The 18,351-nt window shown below is 61.9% G+C and carries 17 protein-coding genes and 1 pseudogene; 14 read left to right on the plus strand and 4 right to left on the minus strand.

Features of this window, described 5'->3' with window-relative positions; genetic code table 11:
• The first annotated feature begins 2 nt into the window (after window positions 1-2).
• The 13 genes and pseudogenes from AC1U7K_RS01980 to AC1U7K_RS02040 all read left to right on the plus strand — a co-directional run bounded on the left by AC1U7K_RS01980 (window position 3) and on the right by AC1U7K_RS02040 (window position 12,564).
• Window positions 3-392, plus strand: a complete 390-nt coding sequence (locus AC1U7K_RS01980) for a hypothetical protein (RefSeq protein ID WP_480249120.1) — start codon at window positions 3-5, stop codon at window positions 390-392.
• A gap of 289 nt (window positions 393-681) precedes the next feature.
• Complete coding sequence (locus tag AC1U7K_RS01985; RefSeq protein WP_480249121.1) at window positions 682-1,965, plus strand: dihydrolipoamide acetyltransferase family protein; 1,284 nt, start codon at window positions 682-684, stop codon at window positions 1,963-1,965.
• Window positions 1,962-2,852 carry a lipoyl synthase gene (lipA, locus tag AC1U7K_RS01990; protein WP_480249122.1) on the plus strand — a complete coding sequence of 297 codons (891 nt, stop codon included), beginning with the start codon at window positions 1,962-1,964 and terminating at the stop codon, window positions 2,850-2,852. Before AC1U7K_RS01985 ends, lipA begins: the two co-directional genes overlap by 4 nt.
• Window positions 2,853-3,170: 318 nt before the next feature.
• Window positions 3,171-3,545: a hypothetical protein gene (locus AC1U7K_RS01995; protein ID WP_480249123.1), complete on the plus strand. Its 375-nt coding sequence runs from the start codon at window positions 3,171-3,173 to the stop codon at window positions 3,543-3,545.
• On the plus strand, window positions 3,542-5,368 hold the full coding sequence (locus AC1U7K_RS02000) for a glutamate mutase L (protein WP_480249124.1): 1,827 nt from the start codon (window positions 3,542-3,544) through the stop codon (window positions 5,366-5,368). The genes AC1U7K_RS01995 and AC1U7K_RS02000 overlap by 4 nt, the downstream gene beginning before the upstream one ends.
• Before the next feature lie 140 nt (window positions 5,369-5,508).
• Complete coding sequence (locus AC1U7K_RS02005) at window positions 5,509-6,642, plus strand: hypothetical protein (protein WP_480249125.1); 1,134 nt, start codon at window positions 5,509-5,511, stop codon at window positions 6,640-6,642.
• 12 nt (window positions 6,643-6,654) lie between these two features.
• Window positions 6,655-7,902, plus strand: a complete 1,248-nt coding sequence (locus tag AC1U7K_RS02010) for a DUF6754 domain-containing protein (protein ID WP_480249126.1) — start codon at window positions 6,655-6,657, stop codon at window positions 7,900-7,902.
• On the plus strand, window positions 7,899-8,549 hold the full coding sequence (locus AC1U7K_RS02015; protein WP_480249127.1) for a hypothetical protein: 651 nt from the start codon (window positions 7,899-7,901) through the stop codon (window positions 8,547-8,549). The genes AC1U7K_RS02010 and AC1U7K_RS02015 overlap by 4 nt, the downstream gene beginning before the upstream one ends.
• Before the next feature lie 66 nt (window positions 8,550-8,615).
• The gene (locus tag AC1U7K_RS02020) at window positions 8,616-9,452 is read left to right on the plus strand and encodes a hypothetical protein (RefSeq protein ID WP_480249128.1); all 837 of its coding nucleotides are present in this window, start codon (window positions 8,616-8,618) and stop codon (window positions 9,450-9,452) included.
• Window positions 9,449-10,207, plus strand: a complete 759-nt coding sequence (locus tag AC1U7K_RS02025; protein ID WP_480249129.1) for a hypothetical protein — start codon at window positions 9,449-9,451, stop codon at window positions 10,205-10,207. The genes AC1U7K_RS02020 and AC1U7K_RS02025 overlap by 4 nt, the downstream gene beginning before the upstream one ends.
• Before the next feature lie 42 nt (window positions 10,208-10,249).
• A complete protein-coding gene (gene amrB, locus AC1U7K_RS02030) occupies window positions 10,250-11,491 on the plus strand; it encodes an AmmeMemoRadiSam system protein B (protein WP_480249130.1) in 1,242 nt (413 codons plus the stop codon).
• Window positions 11,492-11,567: 76 nt separating this feature from the next.
• A pseudogene (locus tag AC1U7K_RS02035) lies at window positions 11,568-11,933 on the plus strand (GAF domain-containing protein); the annotation flags it as partial.
• Window positions 11,934-12,018: 85 nt separating this feature from the next.
• Window positions 12,019-12,564, plus strand: a complete 546-nt coding sequence (locus tag AC1U7K_RS02040) for a PAS domain S-box protein (RefSeq protein WP_480249131.1) — start codon at window positions 12,019-12,021, stop codon at window positions 12,562-12,564.
• A 7-nt stretch (window positions 12,565-12,571) separates the two neighbouring features.
• Here the strand turns inward: AC1U7K_RS02040 and AC1U7K_RS02045 are convergent, their stop codons facing one another.
• The 3 genes from AC1U7K_RS02045 to AC1U7K_RS02055 form a co-directional block, all read right to left on the minus strand.
• Window positions 12,572-14,092, minus strand: a complete 1,521-nt coding sequence (locus AC1U7K_RS02045; protein ID WP_480249132.1) for a tetratricopeptide repeat protein — start codon at window positions 14,090-14,092, stop codon at window positions 12,572-12,574.
• Between the two features lie 184 nt (window positions 14,093-14,276).
• Complete coding sequence (locus tag AC1U7K_RS02050; RefSeq protein WP_480249138.1) at window positions 14,277-14,798, minus strand: peptidylprolyl isomerase; 522 nt, start codon at window positions 14,796-14,798, stop codon at window positions 14,277-14,279.
• Between the two features lie 174 nt (window positions 14,799-14,972).
• On the minus strand, window positions 14,973-16,292 hold the full coding sequence (locus tag AC1U7K_RS02055) for an MFS transporter (protein ID WP_480249133.1): 1,320 nt from the start codon (window positions 16,290-16,292) through the stop codon (window positions 14,973-14,975).
• Between the two features lie 50 nt (window positions 16,293-16,342).
• On the opposite strand from AC1U7K_RS02055, the gene AC1U7K_RS02060 reads away from it, so the two are divergent.
• Complete coding sequence (locus AC1U7K_RS02060; RefSeq protein WP_480249134.1) at window positions 16,343-17,881, plus strand: M20 family peptidase; 1,539 nt, start codon at window positions 16,343-16,345, stop codon at window positions 17,879-17,881.
• Window positions 17,882-17,904: 23 nt separating this feature from the next.
• Here AC1U7K_RS02060 and AC1U7K_RS02065 read toward each other — a convergent pair whose 3' ends face one another.
• The gene (locus AC1U7K_RS02065) at window positions 17,905-18,282 is read right to left on the minus strand and encodes a cysteine hydrolase family protein (protein WP_480249139.1); all 378 of its coding nucleotides are present in this window, start codon (window positions 18,280-18,282) and stop codon (window positions 17,905-17,907) included.
• Between the last annotated feature and the right edge of the window lie 69 nt (window positions 18,283-18,351).

Here is an 18,351-nt window from a genome sequence, read left to right on the forward strand (position 1 = left end):
CAATGGTCAACAAACCCTCGGTCATCGAACAGTACCAGGTGGCTGGGCTCGATGAGCGCGAGCGGGGCTTCAACCGGCAGATCGATATGGAACAGGTCGACGGCGGCATTCGCGCCGTTCTTCGGTACGAGAAGACCTTGATCGAGACGCGGGCGTGTGCGACGTCGGCGGAGGCCGTCGATGACTTGATTCGGATGTTGCGCGAGCGCGGCTATTCCCAATTGCGCAGCCGGCTGAATTTTCGTGGAACGATCTATTTGGGAAGCCAAGAGCCGTGGATCGAGCATCCCGATCCAGACGGTGGAGACACGGCCATTCCGACAGTCGGCGAACAATTAGCCCGCCGGAGCGGATGGATCCGTCAGATGCTGTCGCTATTCGTGAAACGTTAATCGGTAATTGTTAACACTGAATTCGAACATCAGCATGAGAAGGATGCTCAAAAAGGTCGTCCAACAAGGCCGCAGCCGAAGTCAACACCGGAGGCGTACATCGTTCTCACCCACCCACCCCGAGCCTGCCAAGACAGGCTCTCAACCCGTGTGGGGTACGTTGAGGGCGCACGGCGCGACGAATAAGTCGCGCCGCGTTTGTGGGCGCCGCCGAGATGGTGAGGCGGCAGGGACGTTGACGAGGCGAGAACGCGGTTGGCGGCCTTTTTCAGCATCCTTGGAGTAATCGATGCCCACACGTGTTGTCATGCCCAAGCTCACCGACACGATGGAGGAAGGCACCGTCTTGTCGTGGAAGAAGAAAGAAGGCGAGACCGTGGCCGCCGGGGACGTGCTCGCCGAAATTGAAACCGACAAGGCCGTGATGGACTTGGAAGCGTTCGGCTCGGGGACGTTGCGGAAGGTCCTGGCCAATGCCGGCCAAACGGTGAAGTCAGGCGCGTTGATCGCGGTGATCGCCGAACCCGACGAGGACATCAATGCCGTCCTCTCGGAATCGACTCAACCCGGGCACACCAGTGGACCGGAGGTGAAGCCGAAACCAGGCGCCCAGGTCAAGGCGCCACCTCAACCGGCGGCGAAGGCTGAGCCTGACGGGAAGAAACGTGAGGCTCAGCCGAAGGTCGAGGCGAGGCAGGAAGAAAAGTCGCGCGCTGAAGAAAAGCCACGGGAGGTCAAAGCTTCTCCCCGCGCCCGCATGTTAGCGGCGGAACGCGGCATCGATCTCCGCACGATCAAGGGCACCGGCCCCGACGGCCGAATCATCGAACGCGATATCCCGGACGTCAACCGCGAAGCGCCGGCACGGAAAGTTGAGCCGGCCGCGGCAACCGATCGGCCGCTGAGCCAGATGCGCAAGGCGATCGCGCGCACGATGACCCAGAGTAAGGCGCCCGTGCCGCACTTCTACCTGATGGCCGACATCGACATGGCGGAGGCCGAGCAGATAAGGGCACAGATCAAACAGAGTCGTCGGACCCATCCGAGCGTCACCGATTTGCTCGTCAAGGCGGCGGCATTGGCACTCGCCAAGCATCCGAACATGAATGTGAGCTTCGCCGGCGAGAGCCTGAAGCAGCATGGGACGATCGATATCGGGGTCGCGGTCGGGATGGAAGAAGGGCTCATCACCCCTGTGATCCGGGATTGCGGCCGCAAGTCGCTCTGGGACATCGCGCGCGAATCGCGGGAGCTGATCGAGCGGACCAGAGCGCGCAAGCTCCAGCCGGCTGAATACAGCGACGCGACGTTCACGATCTCGAACCTGGGTATGTTCGACGTCGACAACTTCATCGCCATCCTGGTTCCCCCACAGGCTGCATCACTTGCCATCGGCGGTATCACGGACGCACCGATCATCGAACATGGTATGGTACGAGCAGGCCGCCGGATGAAAGTGACCTTATCCTGCGATCACCGTGCGGTGGACGGCATGCAAGCCGTGCAATTCTTGCAAGAGTTCAAACGAATCATGGAACACCCGATCGAGCTGTTGATCCCGGAGGGCGAATGACCTTCGTGCCGATCGATCGGCTTAGCCGTCCCTCTGATGCTGCTCCCGCTCGCCGCCTCCCCCCATGGTTCAAGGTCAAGATCCAGCAAGGACCCGACTACCGGGACATCCGGGCGATCATGGATCGCCTCAAGCTCCACACCATCTGCGAAGAGGCCCGGTGTCCGAACGTCTGGGAATGTTGGAACAGCCGCACCGCCACCTTTCTGATCCTCGGCGATATTTGCACCCGACGCTGTCACTATTGCTCCGTCACGACCGGCCGCCCGTTACCCATTGATCACGAGGAGCCGCGTCGTGTGGCCGAAGCGGTGCAAGCCCTCGGTCTGCGCCACGCGGTGATCACATCCGTCAATCGAGACGAGCTACCGGACGGCGGGGCGGCCCTCTTCGCTGAAACAATCCGACAGATCCGGCGGTTGATCCCGACATGCACCGTCGAAGTGTTGATTCCTGACTTCGAAGGCAACGAGACCGCGCTCGCAACAGTAATCGACGAGCGGCCTGACATTCTCAACCACAATATCGAAACGGTGCGCCGCCTCTTTCCCTCGATCAGACCGCAAGGCAAGTACGATCGGTCGATCGAGTTGCTGGGGCGGGCCAAGGCCATGGGCGCGTGCACGAAATCCGGATTGATAGTTGGAATGGGCGAGACGATCGAGGAGGCGCGTGAGGTGATGCGCGATCTGCGGGCTGTCGGCTGCGACATCATGACCCTCGGACAATACCTGCAGCCCACCAAGCAGCATCTCCCCGTCGCCCGCTTCTATCATCCGGATGAATTTCTGATGCTCAAGGAAGAAGGTCTCGAACTAGGCTTCGAGCACGTCGAGTCGGGACCCCTTGTGCGAAGTAGCTACCATGCCGGTGACTTGGCGCGATAGGATCGGTCTGTTGGCAAACCTGGCGCGCCCCGGCGGGAAGGTTGTTTATCTGGTGGTTCCTGTCACGCCAGGTAAAGGTTGGTATCTGGCGCGTCACAGTCGATGGTTTTACGTGTGATGAAGGTCGCGCCAAGAAGGAAAAAAAGAGAGTCGCGAAGCGACCCTGCTTCCGGTGATCACGTGCCATGACCGGTTGGTACCTGGCGCGTCACAGTCGATGGTTTACGTGTGATGAAGGTCGTGCCAAGAAGGTTTGACTCTGTTCCGACCAGCCCCCTATAATGATTCGACGGTTCTGAGCCCACTCTTTCCCTCTGCATGATGGCGTTCTCCGCGCATCACCTCGTCCAACGTTTCCAGGGTCTTGCCGCGCATGTCCGGCATGCGTTTGCAGTGGCGCCCGAGGGCCAGCCATTGACCGCGGAGGAGTTGGCGTTGCTCGAGCGGGTGGCCGATGCCGTCGTCCGACGCGGGATGGCAATGCCCTCGGTGCTGTTTCTGGAATCCCTCGGGCCGATGAATTTTCTCGGCAGTCAGGCCCTGCATTTCTTCACGCCGCTCCTCGACGTCGTGTTCCCACAGCGTGACGTGGAGCGTATCGCGCTGTTGCTCGAACGCCGCGATACGCTCACCCGCCTCGCCGCACTCATCGAAGCCCGGGCCGATGCTCAGCGGGTATCCGGTCAGCGATGACGTCTGCCGCCTCTGTGGATCGGCCGCTTCAGACGATCATCGCCACGGATTGCGGCAGCACCACGACCAAGGCCATCCTCATTGAAAAGACGCCGAACGGGTACCGCCAGACGTTTCGCGGCGAAGCGCCGACGACGGTCGAGGCGCCGTTTGAGGACGTGACGCGCGGCGTCTTGAACGCGATCGCGGAGGTCGAAGAGTTGTCGGGCCGGAAGATTCTCGACGGCGAGAAGATTCTGACCCCGAGCGGGATCGGAGGGAATCCGAAGGCGGGCGTCGATATCTACATTTCGACCAGCAGCGCGGGAGGCGGTCTGCAGATGATGGTCGCGGGCGTCGTGCAGAACATGACGGCGGAAAGTGCGCAGCGGTGCGCCTTGGGAGCGGGCGCGATCGTCATGGATGTCCTGGCGGCCAACGACGGTCGGTTGCCGCACGACAAGATCGAACGGATCCGCTCACTCCGGCCCGATATGATCTTGCTGTCCGGCGGAACGGACGGGGGGACCATCACCCATGTGGTGGAGATGGCCGAGTACATCGCCGCGGCCGAACCGCAGCCGCGCTTCGGCTTGGGCTATCGGCTGCCGCTCATCTATGCCGGGAACAAGGACGCGCGGCCGCGGATTCAAGAGATCCTCGGGGAGAAGACGGCGCTGACCGTCACCGAAAACATTCGCCCCGTGCTCGAACGGGAAAACCTGGCGCCCGCGCGCGACAAGATCCACGATCTGTTCCTGGAGCACGTCATGGCCCAGGCGCCCGGCTACAAGAAACTGATCTCCTGGGCGGGCGCGCCCATCATCCCGACGCCGGCGGCCGTCGGGATGATCATGGAAAGTCTCGCGCGCCGCGACGGCATCAACCTGATCGGTGTCGATATCGGCGGCGCCACGACCGACGTCTTCTCCGTCTTCAATGGGATTTTCAATCGGACGGTCAGCGCGAATCTCGGCATGTCGTACAGCATCTCGAACGTGCTCGCGGAAGCCGGTCTTGCGAACATCATGCGCTGGGTGCCGTTCAGTTTAGAGGAACAGACGCTCCGCAATCGCATCAAGAACAAGATGATCCGGCCGACGACCATTCCCCAGACATTGGATGAGTTGCAGATCGAGCATGCGATCGCGCGGGAGGCGCTCCGGCTGGCGCTCGTGCACCACAAATCACTGGCGACAGGGCTCAAGGGCGTGCAGCAGGAACGGACCATCTCGGACATCTTCGAGCAACGCACCTCCGGCGCGACGCTGATCGACATGGCGAAGCTCGACTTGATCGTCGGGAGCGGGGGGATTCTCTCCCACGCGCCGCGCCGGGTGCAATCCATGCTCATGATGGTCGATGCCTACGAACCGCTTGGCGTCACCACATTGGCCGTCGACAGCATCTTCATGATGCCGCACCTCGGCGTCTTGAGCACGGTGAACGAGCACGCCGCCACTGAGGTCTTCGTCAAGGATTGCCTCGTGTATCTGGGCACGTGCGTGGCGCCGATCGCGCGCGGCAAGGAGGGCGAACGCTGCCTGGCGTATACCGTGACGTTCGAAGGCGGACGAACGGCCGAGCAAGGCGTGCTGGCCTTCGGCGACCTCAAGCTGATTCCCGTGGGAACCGAGGAACGCGCACAGATCGAGATCCGCCCGGCGCGAACCGTGGACATCGGAGCCGGCAAGGGCGAACCGGTGACCAAACCGGTGAAGGGCGGGGTGGTCGGCCTTCTGCTCGACGGCCGTGGTCGATCACTGCAATTGCCGGTGGAGTCCCATGCCCGCGTCGCGGCGCTCACAAAGTGGTACCGGGCGGTGGGACTGTACCCGAAGTAGATAAAGAAGTGCTGAGTGCTGAGTTTTGAGTGCTGAGTGAGGAACCGGCCATGAGAAAAGTGGAAGGATGCAGGGCACTCATTTTTATTCCTGGGTCTTTACTCAGCACTCAGCACTCATAACTCAGCACTCATTAGAAGATGGGTCATTCCTACACGCCCGGCTTGACGGTGACGGAGCGGACGGTCGTCCGCAAGCGACGGCTGCTCCCGATTCCCGGCACCGTCCTCGTGCAGATCGGCGATCGCGTCGCGTCGGATCAAATCGTGGCGCGCACGGAATTACCGGGGAAGGTCCACCCGGTGAACCTGGCCAATCTGCTCGGCGTGGCACCCGACGAAATCGGCGACTATCTCATCAAGAAGCCCGGGGAGTCGATCGCCAAGGACGACGTCATTGCCGAGAACAAGCCGTTCATCAAATGGCTGAAGACCGAAGTGCGGGCGCCGATTGCCGGGACGTTCGAATCGCTATCGGCCGTGACCGGCCAAGCGATTCTCCGCGAACCGCCGCGCGCGCTCAATCTCCTGGCCTACATCGATGGGACCGTCGTCGAGGTGCAGCCGACGCACGGGGTGACGGTCGAGACGCCGTGTACCTTGATCCAGGGCATCTTCGGGATCGGTGGTGAGACGTGGGGCGAGCTGATGATGGCGGTCAAAGCCCCCGATGAGGTGCTCGTGCCCGAGAAGCTGGATCCGAAGATGAAGGGGAAGATCGTGATCGGCGGCTCGTTTCTGGGCGCGGAGACGATGACGCGCGCACGGGATCTCGGCGTCGCGGCGCTCGTCGTCGGCGGTATTCACGACAAGGATCTGCGCGAGCTGCTGGGCTATGATCTCGGTGTCGCGATCACCGGCACCGAGCGCGTCGGGTTCACGCTCGTTCTGACCGAAGGATTCGGCACGATTCCCATGGCGGCGAAGACGTTCAAACTTCTCCAGGCTCATGCGGGGCAGAAGGCGTCGATCTCCGGCGCCACGCAGATCCGCGCTGGGGTGATCCGGCCCGAGCTGATCATTGCGCGCGGTGACGGGACCCGGCCTGCCGTCGAGGACACGGGCGATGATTCCGAGCGCGGCGGCTTGCAAATTGGCGATCAAGTCCGCATTATTCGCGATCCCTTGTTCGGGAAGATCGGTCAGGTGGTCGGACTACCGCCGGAGTTGACGAAGATCGAAACCGAGAGCGACGTGCGGGTCCTTCAAGTCCAATTCGCGGACCAGAGCGTTGCCACGATTCCACGCGCGAACGTGGAAATCATTGAAGGCTGATTGGAGCCGTTGTTGAAGCGTCCCTCGACGAGCAGCAGATTCTGGCTCGCTGGTGTGCTCCTTCTCCTTCAGCCCGCTCCTTCCTTCGCTGACCCGTTACCGCCGCCGCAACACGTCCAGGCGTTCGATGCGCCGAGCGATGCCGGCGGCGCGATCGTCCTTGTCTGGTCGCCCGCGCCGTACGACAGTCCGGGCGTGAAGTACGAAATTCGCGTCAGCAATGGCTTGCAGGACGTCCCGTCGGGCGGGAAAGTCCTCGCGCAATTCGCCGCCGACACCCATTATACGAAGGACGCGAAGTTGCCGTGGTGGACGCGGCCGGCGAAAGCCACCGATCACTATTACGTCGTGAAAAGCGGCAAAGGCATGGAGTTGAAGAACGGCGACGCGTACGCGTTCGTGGTCGCGGCCGTCCGAGGCGAGGAACGCAGCGAAGCGCCGGCCGTCCGCGCCGTGCCGGGCCCGAACTGGGTCAATTGGAATCAATTGAACAACTTTTTCGTCGTACTCATCTTCGGTGCGGTCGTCGTCGGCTCCATTCAACAGGCCAAGCGGAAGGAGATTTTTCTGCGCCGCATTCCGGGATTGGATGCAGTTGATGAAGCCATCGGGCGGGCGACCGAGCTCGGGAAGCCGATCCTTTATCTCACCGGCGCGGGCGATATGAGCGAGCCGTCGACATTAGCTGCCGCCGTGATTTTGGGGCGCGTCTCCAAGCGCGTGGCGCTGTACGAGACGGATTTGATGGTGCCGCACCGTGATCCGATCGTGATGGCGGTGTGCCAGGAAATTACGAAGCAAGGGTATCTGGAGGCGGGAAAGCCCGATGCGTTCAAAGAAGATTCCAACTTCTTCATCACCACGGATCAGTTCAGCTACACGGCGGCCGTGGATGGCCTCATGCTGCGCAAGCAACCGGCGGCCAACTTTTTCATGGGGTCCTATTTTGCCGAGGCCCTGTTGCTGACCGAAACTGGGGCGAGCACCGGTGCGATTCAGATTGCGGGAACCGACTCGGATCACCAGTTGCCGTTCTTCGTGACGACCTGCGACTACACGTTGATCGGCGAAGAGCTCTATGCCGCCAGCGCCTACCTCTCGCGCGAACCGGTACAGGTTGGGACGCTCCGCGGTCAGGATATCGGTAAAGCAATCGTGCTGGGCGTGATTCTCGTGGGTTCGCTGCTGGCAAGTGCCGGCGTGCTGTTCGGTACCGACTGGCCGTCGGTCGTGCTCGATCTGTTCAAGGACTTGAAATGATCTTCCTTCGCCGCCAGTTGCCGCTGCTGATCACGTTCGTGACCGGTATCATCTTCATCGCGCAGTACTATGTCCCGCATCCGGCGTCCGAAGAGCTGCTCACGACCGTCAACAAGTGGCTGCAGATCATCGGCGGCTTCGCGTTGGTGCTCGGCGTCACGAGCCTGTTCCATCAGCACGCGGTCAAGATTCGCCGCCGCGAGCCGGGATGGGGCTACAGCTTCGTCCTGTACGCGGGGATGGTGGGGACCATCGTCGTCGGCCTGGCCGTCAACGGCAAAGAGTCGATGGACGGCGGCATGACGGCGTTCGGCTGGATTTATTCGTACACGATGGTGCCGCTCCAAGGGACGATGTTCGCGTTGCTGGCCTTTTTCATTGCGTCGGCGGCGTATCGATCCTTTCGGGCGCGAAGCCGTGAGGCGGCTGTCCTGCTCGTCGCCGCGATCATCGTCATGATGGGCCGCGTGCCGTTGGGCGAATACCTCGTGCCCGTGACCGGCGACATCACCCAGTGGGTGCTGAACGTGCTCAACGCGTCGGTCCGCCGCGCCATCCTGATCGGCATCAGCCTTGGCGCCGTGGCGCTCTCGCTCAAGATCATTTTCGGGATCGAGCGGTCGTATCTCGGCGGCGGCAGGGAATAGGACACAGTGCTGAGTGATAAGTGCTGAGTAGCGAGAGATGAACGGCTGAGCGCTGAGTGGACACGGATGACCTTGGCTGAAAAAATGTTGCGGCTCGATCGGCGGGTGATCTTCCTGCTGATCGGCGTCTGCACGTTGATTCCGCTTCTCTACCCGGTCGGGCTGGCCATCAAGGTGTCGCCAGAGGTGCGCGGCGTCTACGACTACATCGAATCGCTGCCGGAGGGCAGCGTGTTTCTCCTCTCCCTCGACTTCGACCCGGCGTCGAAGCCGGAGTTGTATCCTCAGGCGGTCGCGCTCTTGCGGCACGCGTTTCGAAAAAACCTGCGCGTGATCGGGATGACGCTGTGGGTCTCGGGTACCGGGATGGCCGATCAAGTCGTCACTCAAACGGCGCGAGACATGGGAAAGGTGAACGGGAAGGATTATGTCTTTCTCGGGTGGAGCCCAGGCGTCAGCTCGTTGATCATCACGATGGGCCAGGATCTATACAAGGCGTTCCCCAGCGACTACTACGGCAACGCCACGAAGGACCTGGCCGTGCTGCAGGGCGTCCAGACGTTACGCGATGTGAATTACGTCGTGAGTCTTGCGGCGGGCACGGCGGGGATCGAAACCTGGTACGTGTTCGGCAAGGACAAATATCGCTTCGAATTGGGTGGCGGCTGCACGGGTGTCATCGCGCCAGGCCTCTATCCGCTTCTCCGGAGTGGACAGATCAATGGCTTGATTGGTGGCCTGCGCGGCGCGGCGGAATACGAGGTGTTGATCGACAAGAAGGGGCGGGCGGTGGCCGGCATGGACGCGCAATCGGTCACGCATTTCACGATCATCGGCCTCGTCATCCTCTGTAACGTGTTCTATCTGTCGCTGCGCCGGCAACGAACGGAACGACCATCATGAGCACGGAGCTGTTGCTCGGCGCGTGGGTGGCGACCGGGCTGACGATCTTCATCTTCACGTTCCTGTACAAGGACAACCCGCTGTTCAAGCTCGCCGAGCATCTGTACGTTGGCATCTCGGTCGGCTACACGATCGCCAAAGCCTACGATACCGTCGTGGTGCGGTTGATCTACGAGCCGATGGTCAAGGAGGGGGACTGGTCCTTGCTGATCCCGCTCGGCATCGGCGTCCTCATGCTCGCGCGCTACGTCCCGAAGGCCGCATGGCTCTCGCGAATCGCCTTCGCGTTCGTCGTCGGCGTCGGCTCGGGCCTGGCGATTCCACGGGTGATCTCCTCCTATGTGTTGAAGCAGATCGAGGATACCGTGCGGCCGTTGGTGTCAATGACGCCCGATGGCCTCACCTTTACCGCGAGCCTGCTCAATCCCGCGAGTAACTTGAATGCGATTCTCCTGCTGGTCGGCGTCGTGTCTGTCCTCTTCTATTTCTTCTTTTCGATTGAGCATACCGGCCCGGTGCATGTCGCGGCCCGCACCGGCATCGTCTTTTTGATGATCGCTTTCGGCGCCGCCTTCGGTTATACCGTCATGGCCCGTATGTCACTCCTGATCGGCCGATTGAGCGACCTCATCGAGTTCGCTTCGCCGCTCTACTACCGGGCTTCGCTCGTCCTCGGTGTGGCGACGATCATCGTGCTGGTGGTGTGGGCCAGACGGCGGCCGGACGACGGGCCGAGGGAGTCCCAAACGTCCTAGGCCATTGCAACGCGGCCGTTTTGTCGGGTACGATGCCTGGCCATGGCACCACCGACGAAAGACGCGCGACAGTTTCCGGCGCTCCGCAACCTCCAATACTCTCCGCTCAAACAGAACGACGAGCAGTATATCGTCCTCTGGGACCCCACCGGCTTGAGCACCGAAAAGCTGATCATCCCCTTGAACTATTTCTACATGATGCAGTTTTTCGACGGCGAGCATTCGCGCGAGCAGATCGGTGCCGAGTATCTGCGGAAGTTCGGCGAATTCCTGATGCCCGATCGTTTGGAGAAGCTGATCGCGGATCTTGATGACAAGTTGTTTTTGGAAGGGGAGCGAGTCGAACTGGCGCGGGCGGCCGCGATCGAGGCCTACCGACAGCGACCGTCGCGGCCGGCGCGGTACGCGGGGCAGGCTTACTCGGCCGATCCGAATCAGTTGAAAAAGGACATCGACGGCTTCTTTACATCGAAAGAAGGGCCGGATTGGCGGCCCTCGTCCAATGCCGGGAAGTCGATCAAGGGCATCGTCGCGCCACACTACGACATTCGCCAGGCGGGCCCGATCTACGCCTGGGCGTACAAGGAAATTCGGGATGCCCAGACACCGCCCACCTTTCTCGTCATCGGGACGGCGCACGCCGGATTGCAGCACGGCTATGCGTTGACCGACAAGGATTTCGACACGCCGCTTGGGACCGTATCGATTGACCGCGATCTGGTAGGTTCGATTCGCAAGCGTGGCGGGGCCTCGTTTTTCGAGGAGGAGTTGAGCCACCAGCACGAACATTCGATCGAATTTCAGCTTCCCTTCCTTCAGCATCTTGTCGGATCGAAGCAGCCGATCACATTCTTGCCGATCTTGACCGCCTTTTCGCCCGACGACTTGGCGGACCTCACACTCAAAGATCACGTGGAGTCATTTCTGCAGATCCTTCGGGACGCGATTGAAGACACAGGTCAGCCCGTCTGTGTCGTGGCCAGTGCCGAGCTGGCCCACATCGGCCTGCGGTACGGCGACAACAAACCACCCACCGATTTTTCCTTCCACAAATGCATGCAGGCCGACCTGGAGATGCTCAAGTACGTCGAGCAGCTTGACGCCGACGGCTTTGCGACGTTCATTCGCCGCGAGGGCAATGCGCGCCGCATTTCCGGGTTCGCCGCGATCTACACACTCCTGAAGCTGATCCGCGCCGAGAAGGGCGAGGTTTTGCGGTACGACCGTGGCGTCACGGACCAATTCAACTCCACGGTGACCTACGCGAGCATGGCATTCTACTGACCGTTGTCGCCCCGCTGGATTTGGGCAGCCGCCTTTTAGTACAGTACTTTTCTCGTGATCCTCTACGGAGTGACCGATGGACCGATCCTTGCGTTTGATCGAAACCATCCAACGCCTGTCCTTCGCCCGGACCCTCACGGACATCCAAGCCGAGATCAGGAAAGAAGCGCGTGATTTGCTCGGGGCCGACGGGGTGACGTTTATTCTCCGTCGTGACAACACCGTCTGTTACGTCGACGAAGACGCCGTCGCCCCGCTGTGGAAGGGCCAATCGTTTCCCGTGGAGTGCTGTATCTCCGGGTGGGCCATTCGCCATCGGCAGCCCGTCGCGATCCCGGACATTTATGCCGACACGCGGATTCCGACGGATTTGTACCGCCCGACGTTCGTGAAGAGCCTCATGATGGTGCCGATTCGCATGGATCAACCCATCGGTGCGATCGGCGCCTATTGGGCTCGGCCGCATGCCGCGGCCGCCGAGGAGCTGCACTGGCTGCAGGCCTCTCGCCGACAGCACCGCGCTGGCCTTGTCCAACATCGAACAGCGACGGGAGCTGGAGGAGCGGAGCCGGCTGCTGCAGCTCGCGCACGAGCCGATGCTCATCCGGAAGGTCGATGGGACGATCCTGTCATGGAACGAAGGCGCCCGCGAACTGTATGGCTTTACCGAGCACGAGGCACTCGGGCGGATCAGTCACGACTTGCTGCGGACCGTGTTCCCTTCAGCGGTCGCGGATGTGGAGCGCGCGCTTGAGCAACAGGGTGTCTGGAAGGGAGAGCTCACGCATTCCACCAAGCACGGTCGGGCGGTGATCGTCGAAAGCCGAATGCAATTGTTGCCGACGGAGGCCGGTGCGTCGATCGTGCTGGAGACGAATCGGGACATGACCAGACGGAAAGAAACCGAGCGGGCCTTGGAGCAGACGGTCGCGGAGTTGAAAGACAAGGTGGCCGAGCTGGAAGCCTTCCACGATGTCGTCGTCGATCGAGAATTGCGTATGATGGAATTGGAAAAGGAGATCGAACGGCTTCGACGGGTCGTCGAACAGGTGAATGCTCCGGAGAGGCGCTGACTCCCCGCTACGTTTTCTTCTCGGTCTGCCGCATTCGAATCTCCTCCAGCAATCGAGGTGAGATGGTCTCTGCACGGGAGAAATCGTGCCGGGCGGCCGTCGGTTCATTCAACGCCAGATAGACCAAGCCGCGCGCCAAGTAGGCTTCGGCATTCGTCGTGTCGAGCGTGATCGAGAGCGACGTATCCTGAAGTGCGCCGATCAGATCGCCCAATTCCAGTTTCGCAAGCCCTCGCAGCATGTACGGCTCGGCGTAGTTCGGTGCCAATGCGACCGCTCGGCTGGTATCGTCGACGGCGGCATGGTACTCGTGCAGGGTGAGGAGAATCCGACCGCGCGCGGCATACGCGTACTCATAACGCGGGTTCAGGTCGATGGCCCGAGCGAGATCATCGATCGCCCCACGGGTGTCTTCCAAGAGAAAGCGTGCCCAGCCCCGGTTGGCATAGCTCACCGGGTCGTTCGGATCCAAGCTGATGGCCTCCGAATAATCCTCGACGGCTCCCGGCAATTCCCCCAACGAGACGCGCGTGCGTCCGCGCGCGAGAAATGTACGGGCCGAGCGCTCACCTAACGCAATGGCTTCAGTCAGGTCGCGGACGGCCTGTTCGGGGCGTCCGCGCTTGAGGTTGACTTCGCCTCGCAGCACGTACGCCGAGGCCATCGTGGGATTGTTGTGGATCGCTTCCGACAGATCCGATGCCGCCCACTCGACGTCGCCTTTCAGCAGCTTGACCCACCCGCGGTTGACCCGGGCCGCGGCATGGCGGGGATTGCGGACCAAGGCCGCGTCCGCATCGGAGAGCGCCCCATCGAGATCACCGACCTGGATGCGCAGATGGCTGCGGGTGCTATAGATGTCCGCATCCGCGGCGCCGAGCGCCACCACCTGGTTGTAATCCGCCAACGCGTCGTGCCAGTGACCGAGATCGACGTGAATGGTGCCGCGAAGAAGATACGCCCATGCGTGATGGGGCGCCAGCCGAATGACCTCTGTCAGATCGGCCAAGGCACCTTGGGTATCGCCGAGTTTCCGCAAGGTGCCGGCCCGGTTGGCGTAAGCCAGTAGATGTTGCGGAACCAATCGAAGCGCCTCTGCATTGTCGTCGAGCGAGCCCTGATAGTCCTCCAGATGGTACCGGGCGACGGACCGAACGATATAGGCGTCAGCCCAGTCGGGATTGCACGCGAGCGAGGCGGTCGCGTCGGCGTCCGCGCCCTGATAATCGCGGAGCTGAAGTTTGACGGCCGCACGGGTCGCATACGCTTCAGCCTGCTGAGGCGCCAGCTCGATCGCCCGGGTCGCATCCTCGAGCGCCCCTTCATAATCACGCGAGCGGTATTTGGCCTTGGCGCGGGTCGCATAGGACATCGCGGTGGCAGGCCCGTCATCGGTCTCGATCGCGGCCGATGGCACGCCAGTCGGCGATGGGCGGAACGGAGGGACATTAGTGGAGCGTGAAGCGCAGCCGACGATCGCCACACAGGCAGCGAGCACAACAATCCGACACAGAGTGCTGGGTGTCACGAGGCCTCCACAACCGGCTTGATTGTGCGCCGGTGCGACGGAGCGCGCCTATCATCCGTTGGGAAAGGCCGGCGGACGTGGGTCCTTACAGCAAAGCGAGTAGCAACGATGGGAGGAGCGACGGGCTGGCGCGGTGGTCTAGAATGACCCGCGTTCTAAGTGTACGCACCTCGGGAGAGGGAAGCTATTCCTTGACGGTAATGAACATCTCGACGGGTTCAAGGGGGTTGTCTTGTTCATCTCGGGGAAGGGCCACGATCTTATCCGCAACTTCGATGCCTCGATAGACCTCGCCGAACACCGTATAGCGCCGGTCGAGCCCGCTGGAATCGGCCACGCAAATAAAAAACTGTGAGCCGCTGTCGTTGAAGTCCCGCGTGCTGTTGCTCTCGCGCGGAAGTTTCGCCATCGAGAGGGCGCCGCGTTTGTGCGGGCGGTCGTTCGGCTCCGGAGGCAGCGCGTAGCCGGGCCCGCCCGTCCCGTGCAACTGCCGATCCGGGTGCTTGCTCATCGGATCGCCGCCTTGAATCATGAAGCCGGGGATCACGCGGTGGAACCGGAGGCCGTTATAGAAGCCGAGATTGGCGAGATTGATGAAGTTCTCGACGTGGCGCGGGGCGTCTTCCGGATAGAATTTCACGAGCATGTCGCCAAATCGCGTCTTGATCACCGCCCGCGGGTTCTTCTTTTCGAACTTCACTTGCATTGCGGAGGAATGTAACAAGCAGAAGAGGCAGGAGGCAAGCTCCGTTCTTGGCGCGACCTTCATCACGCGTAAACCTTCGACGATGACGCGCCAGGTACCAACCGGTCGTGGCAATGGATTGCCGGAAGCGGTGTCGCGTCGCGACTCTATTGTCGCCCGCACCGCTGCCCGCGGTTATGGACCCGCGGTTTCTGTCGCGTCAAATCGTATTTTCATCCACATCACGCCGCCGACCAGGGCGACGCAAGCACCGAAGCCCAGCGCGGAGGCCCAACCGAATTGATGCGCAAGCCAGGGCGTGAGCATCGGGGAAATCGCGCCGCCCACATTCGCCCCGGTATTCATCAGGCCCGAGAGCGCGCCGGCATGTCGTTTCGAGAGATCGACGGTCGAAGCCCAATAGGGGCCGACGGGGAAATAGAGCCAGCCGGCTCCGAGGGACAGCCACGCGAGCGCGAGCCAGGGCGATTCACTGAGGGCGCCGAACAGGATCGAGACGCCGGCCAAGAGCATTCCCGCGCCGCCGACGACCGCGCGGCCGATCTGCGTTCCAAACCGCTCGGCCACGCGATCGGTGGCCCACCCGCCCAGCGGGCAGAAGACAGCCATGGCGAGAAACGGGGCGGCCGCGAACACCGCGCCACGCAACACGGTAAATCCCCGGACGTTCACCAGGTAGAGATAGAACCATGACATATAGATGTAGGCGACGTAGCCGAGGCAGGTATAGCTGAGCACGAGCCACCAGACCGATGCCGTGCGAGCGAGAGTGCACCAGCGGCCTGTCGGCTCACCGGCAGAAGATTCTTGACCACCACTCGCGGTGCCGCCGCCGATCACGGCCAGTTCGGCGCTGTTCACGTGGCGGTGTTGCTGCGGCCGATCGCTCGCGTAGAGGTACCAGATCAGGGCGATGACGACGCCGAGAAGGGCGGCCGCGTAGAAGGCCGTCTGCCACCCATAATTGACCATGATCCAGGCGGTCACGGGCGGCGTGAAGGCCGAACCGATGCCGATGCCGCCGATGGCGAGACCGATGCCCAGGCCGCGCTCATCCGGTGCCATCCAGTTCGCGATGGTGCGATTGAAGTTCGGCAAGGCGGCGGCCTCGCCGACGCCGACGAGGAAGCGGATAAGGACGAGGGCGCCGGCGCTGCCCGTAATCACCGCGATCGGCAGGGTCGCCGCGACAGCCGTCAAGGCGGTAAATCCCGACCACCAAATAATCGCGGCGGTCAGCACCAATCGCGGGCCCCAGCGATCTCCAAGCCAGCCACCCGGCAGCTGACACAGCGCGTAGCCGATCACGAAGGCCGAGAACACCGCTCCCATTTGCATCTCGGTCAAGCCCAGCGCCGGCATCATCTGGCGGGCGGTGACGGAAATATTGACGCGGTCCATGTACGTGACGACGCTGATCACAAACAACAAGGCCGCGATGCGCCACCGGATGCGTGTGGGGCGTATGGGAATGGGCTCGTGCGAGAGGGCCACTACGGTCCTTTTGCCAGGAGCGGAGCCGCCTGACTGTACCCACGCATGGAGTGCGAATCAAGACGGTCGCCGGCGAACCGTGCTTTACACGCGTCGAGGCGAGCAGCTATAGAAGAGCGATGGCTCGCCGCTTTCTCGTCGTCCTCACCCTGCTCATTGCCATGACAGTCGTTTCCATCATGGCGTGGCGTGCAGCGCGGATGCCCACGCGACAGCTCGACGCGACCACCGTGATCCTGCCGCAGTTCGATGTGCAATCGGCAGCAGAACGCCTGGCGCAGGCGCTTCGATTCAAGACCATCTCCTACCAAGAGCCGATTCCGCTCGATCGACCGGCGTTTCTCGGCCTGCACGAGCACCTCGTTCGCTCCTTCCCTGAGGCCCATCGCGTGCTCAAGCGGGAGGTGATCGGAGACTGGAGCCTTCTCTATACGTGGGTCGGATCCGAACCGGCGCTGCCGCCACTGCTGCTGTTGGCACACCTCGACGTCGTGCCGGTTGATCCGGAGACGGAAGGGGACTGGAGCTATCCGCCGTTCAACGGGATGATCGGCGATGGCTTTGTCTGGGGGCGCGGGGCGATGGATGACAAAAGCGCCGTGATGGCGTCGTTCGAGGCCGTGGAGCTGCTGGCGCGGTCGGGATTTGCCCCAAGACGGACGATCCTCCTGGCCTTCGGTCATGATGAGGAAGTGGGAGGGCTGCAGGGTGCGGCGAAGATCGCCGCGCACTTGGCCGATCTGGACGTCCGGCCCGAGCTGATTCTCGACGAAGGGATGGCGGTGCTCGAGGGCATCGTGCCCGGCGTGACGAAACCCATTGCGTCCATTGGCATCGCCGAGAAGGGCTACGTCACGTTCGAGCTCGTGGCCGAGACGGAAGGCGGCCATTCCTCGATGCCGCCGCGTCCCACGAGTGCGGCGATCCTGGGTTCCGCGCTCCGCGCGATTCAATTGCACACCATGCCGGCACATTTCGAGGGACCGGTCTCGCAGCTCTTCGAGTTTCTGGCGCCGGAACTGCCGTTTGGTGCTCGTTTCGTGCTGGCCAACGTGTGGCTGTTCCGTCCGGCGATTCAGTACGTCCTCGATAGCTCGCCGCCGACGCACGCGCTGATCCGAACCACGTTTGCTCCCACGATGCTGGAAGGCAGCCCAAAGGAAAACGTCCTGCCGGCGCGGGCACGCGCGCTCGTGAACGTCCGTGTCCATCCCGGCGATCGGATCGAAGCGGTGGAAACGTACCTGGAGCAAACGATCAACGATTCACGCGTGACCGTCCGCAAGCACGGGCGGATTATGAGCGAGCCGTCGGCGGAATCGCCGACCGACACGCCGGCGTTTGAAGTCCTTCAGCAAAGCATTGCTGAAGTGGTGCCGGATAGCATCGTGGCACCCGGGCTCGTTCTCGGCGCGACCGATTCGCGTCATTATCGGCACCTGTCGTCGGCGATCTATCGCTTCCTTCCGCTGCGGATCGCGCCGGAAGATACCTCGCGAATTCACGGCACCGATGAACGGGTGTCGATCGAGAACTATCGGGAGGTCATCCACTTCTACATACGGCTGATCCGCAACATGGCGAGTTGAGCGGCAGCGAGCCGGCCTGAGCGTCAACGGGATGGCGACTCCATCCGATCAAGCAGGAGCAATTTATCCGAAGGTCGAATGTCCGCCTTCAACATGGTCTTGAGATGCTCGAGGATGACGTGTTGGCTTTCGCTCGTGGTGGAGACTGTGCAGTCGGCGGGCACTACCAGCGCAAAGTGCCGCATATAGGCGTCTGCCGCTGTATAGAGGATGCAGCTGTTCGTGGCAAGCCCGGTGAGAATCAGTCGCCGCGCGCCGAGGAACGCCAACAAGAGCTCCAACGGCGTCGCATAGAAACCGGAGTGCTTGGGTTTCAAAACGAAATAGTCGTCCTCCTCCGGTGTGAGGAGGGCTGCGATGGGTCGTCCCGGGCAACTCGTCTCGAGGCAGGTGGCGACCAGCTTGCGGAAATCCGATGGTGATTACTAATTTCTGGGCCAGGCCTACAATGGAGGCCTGGGTCCATGAGA

This window comes from Nitrospira sp. Vd2, from assembly GCF_979581665.1.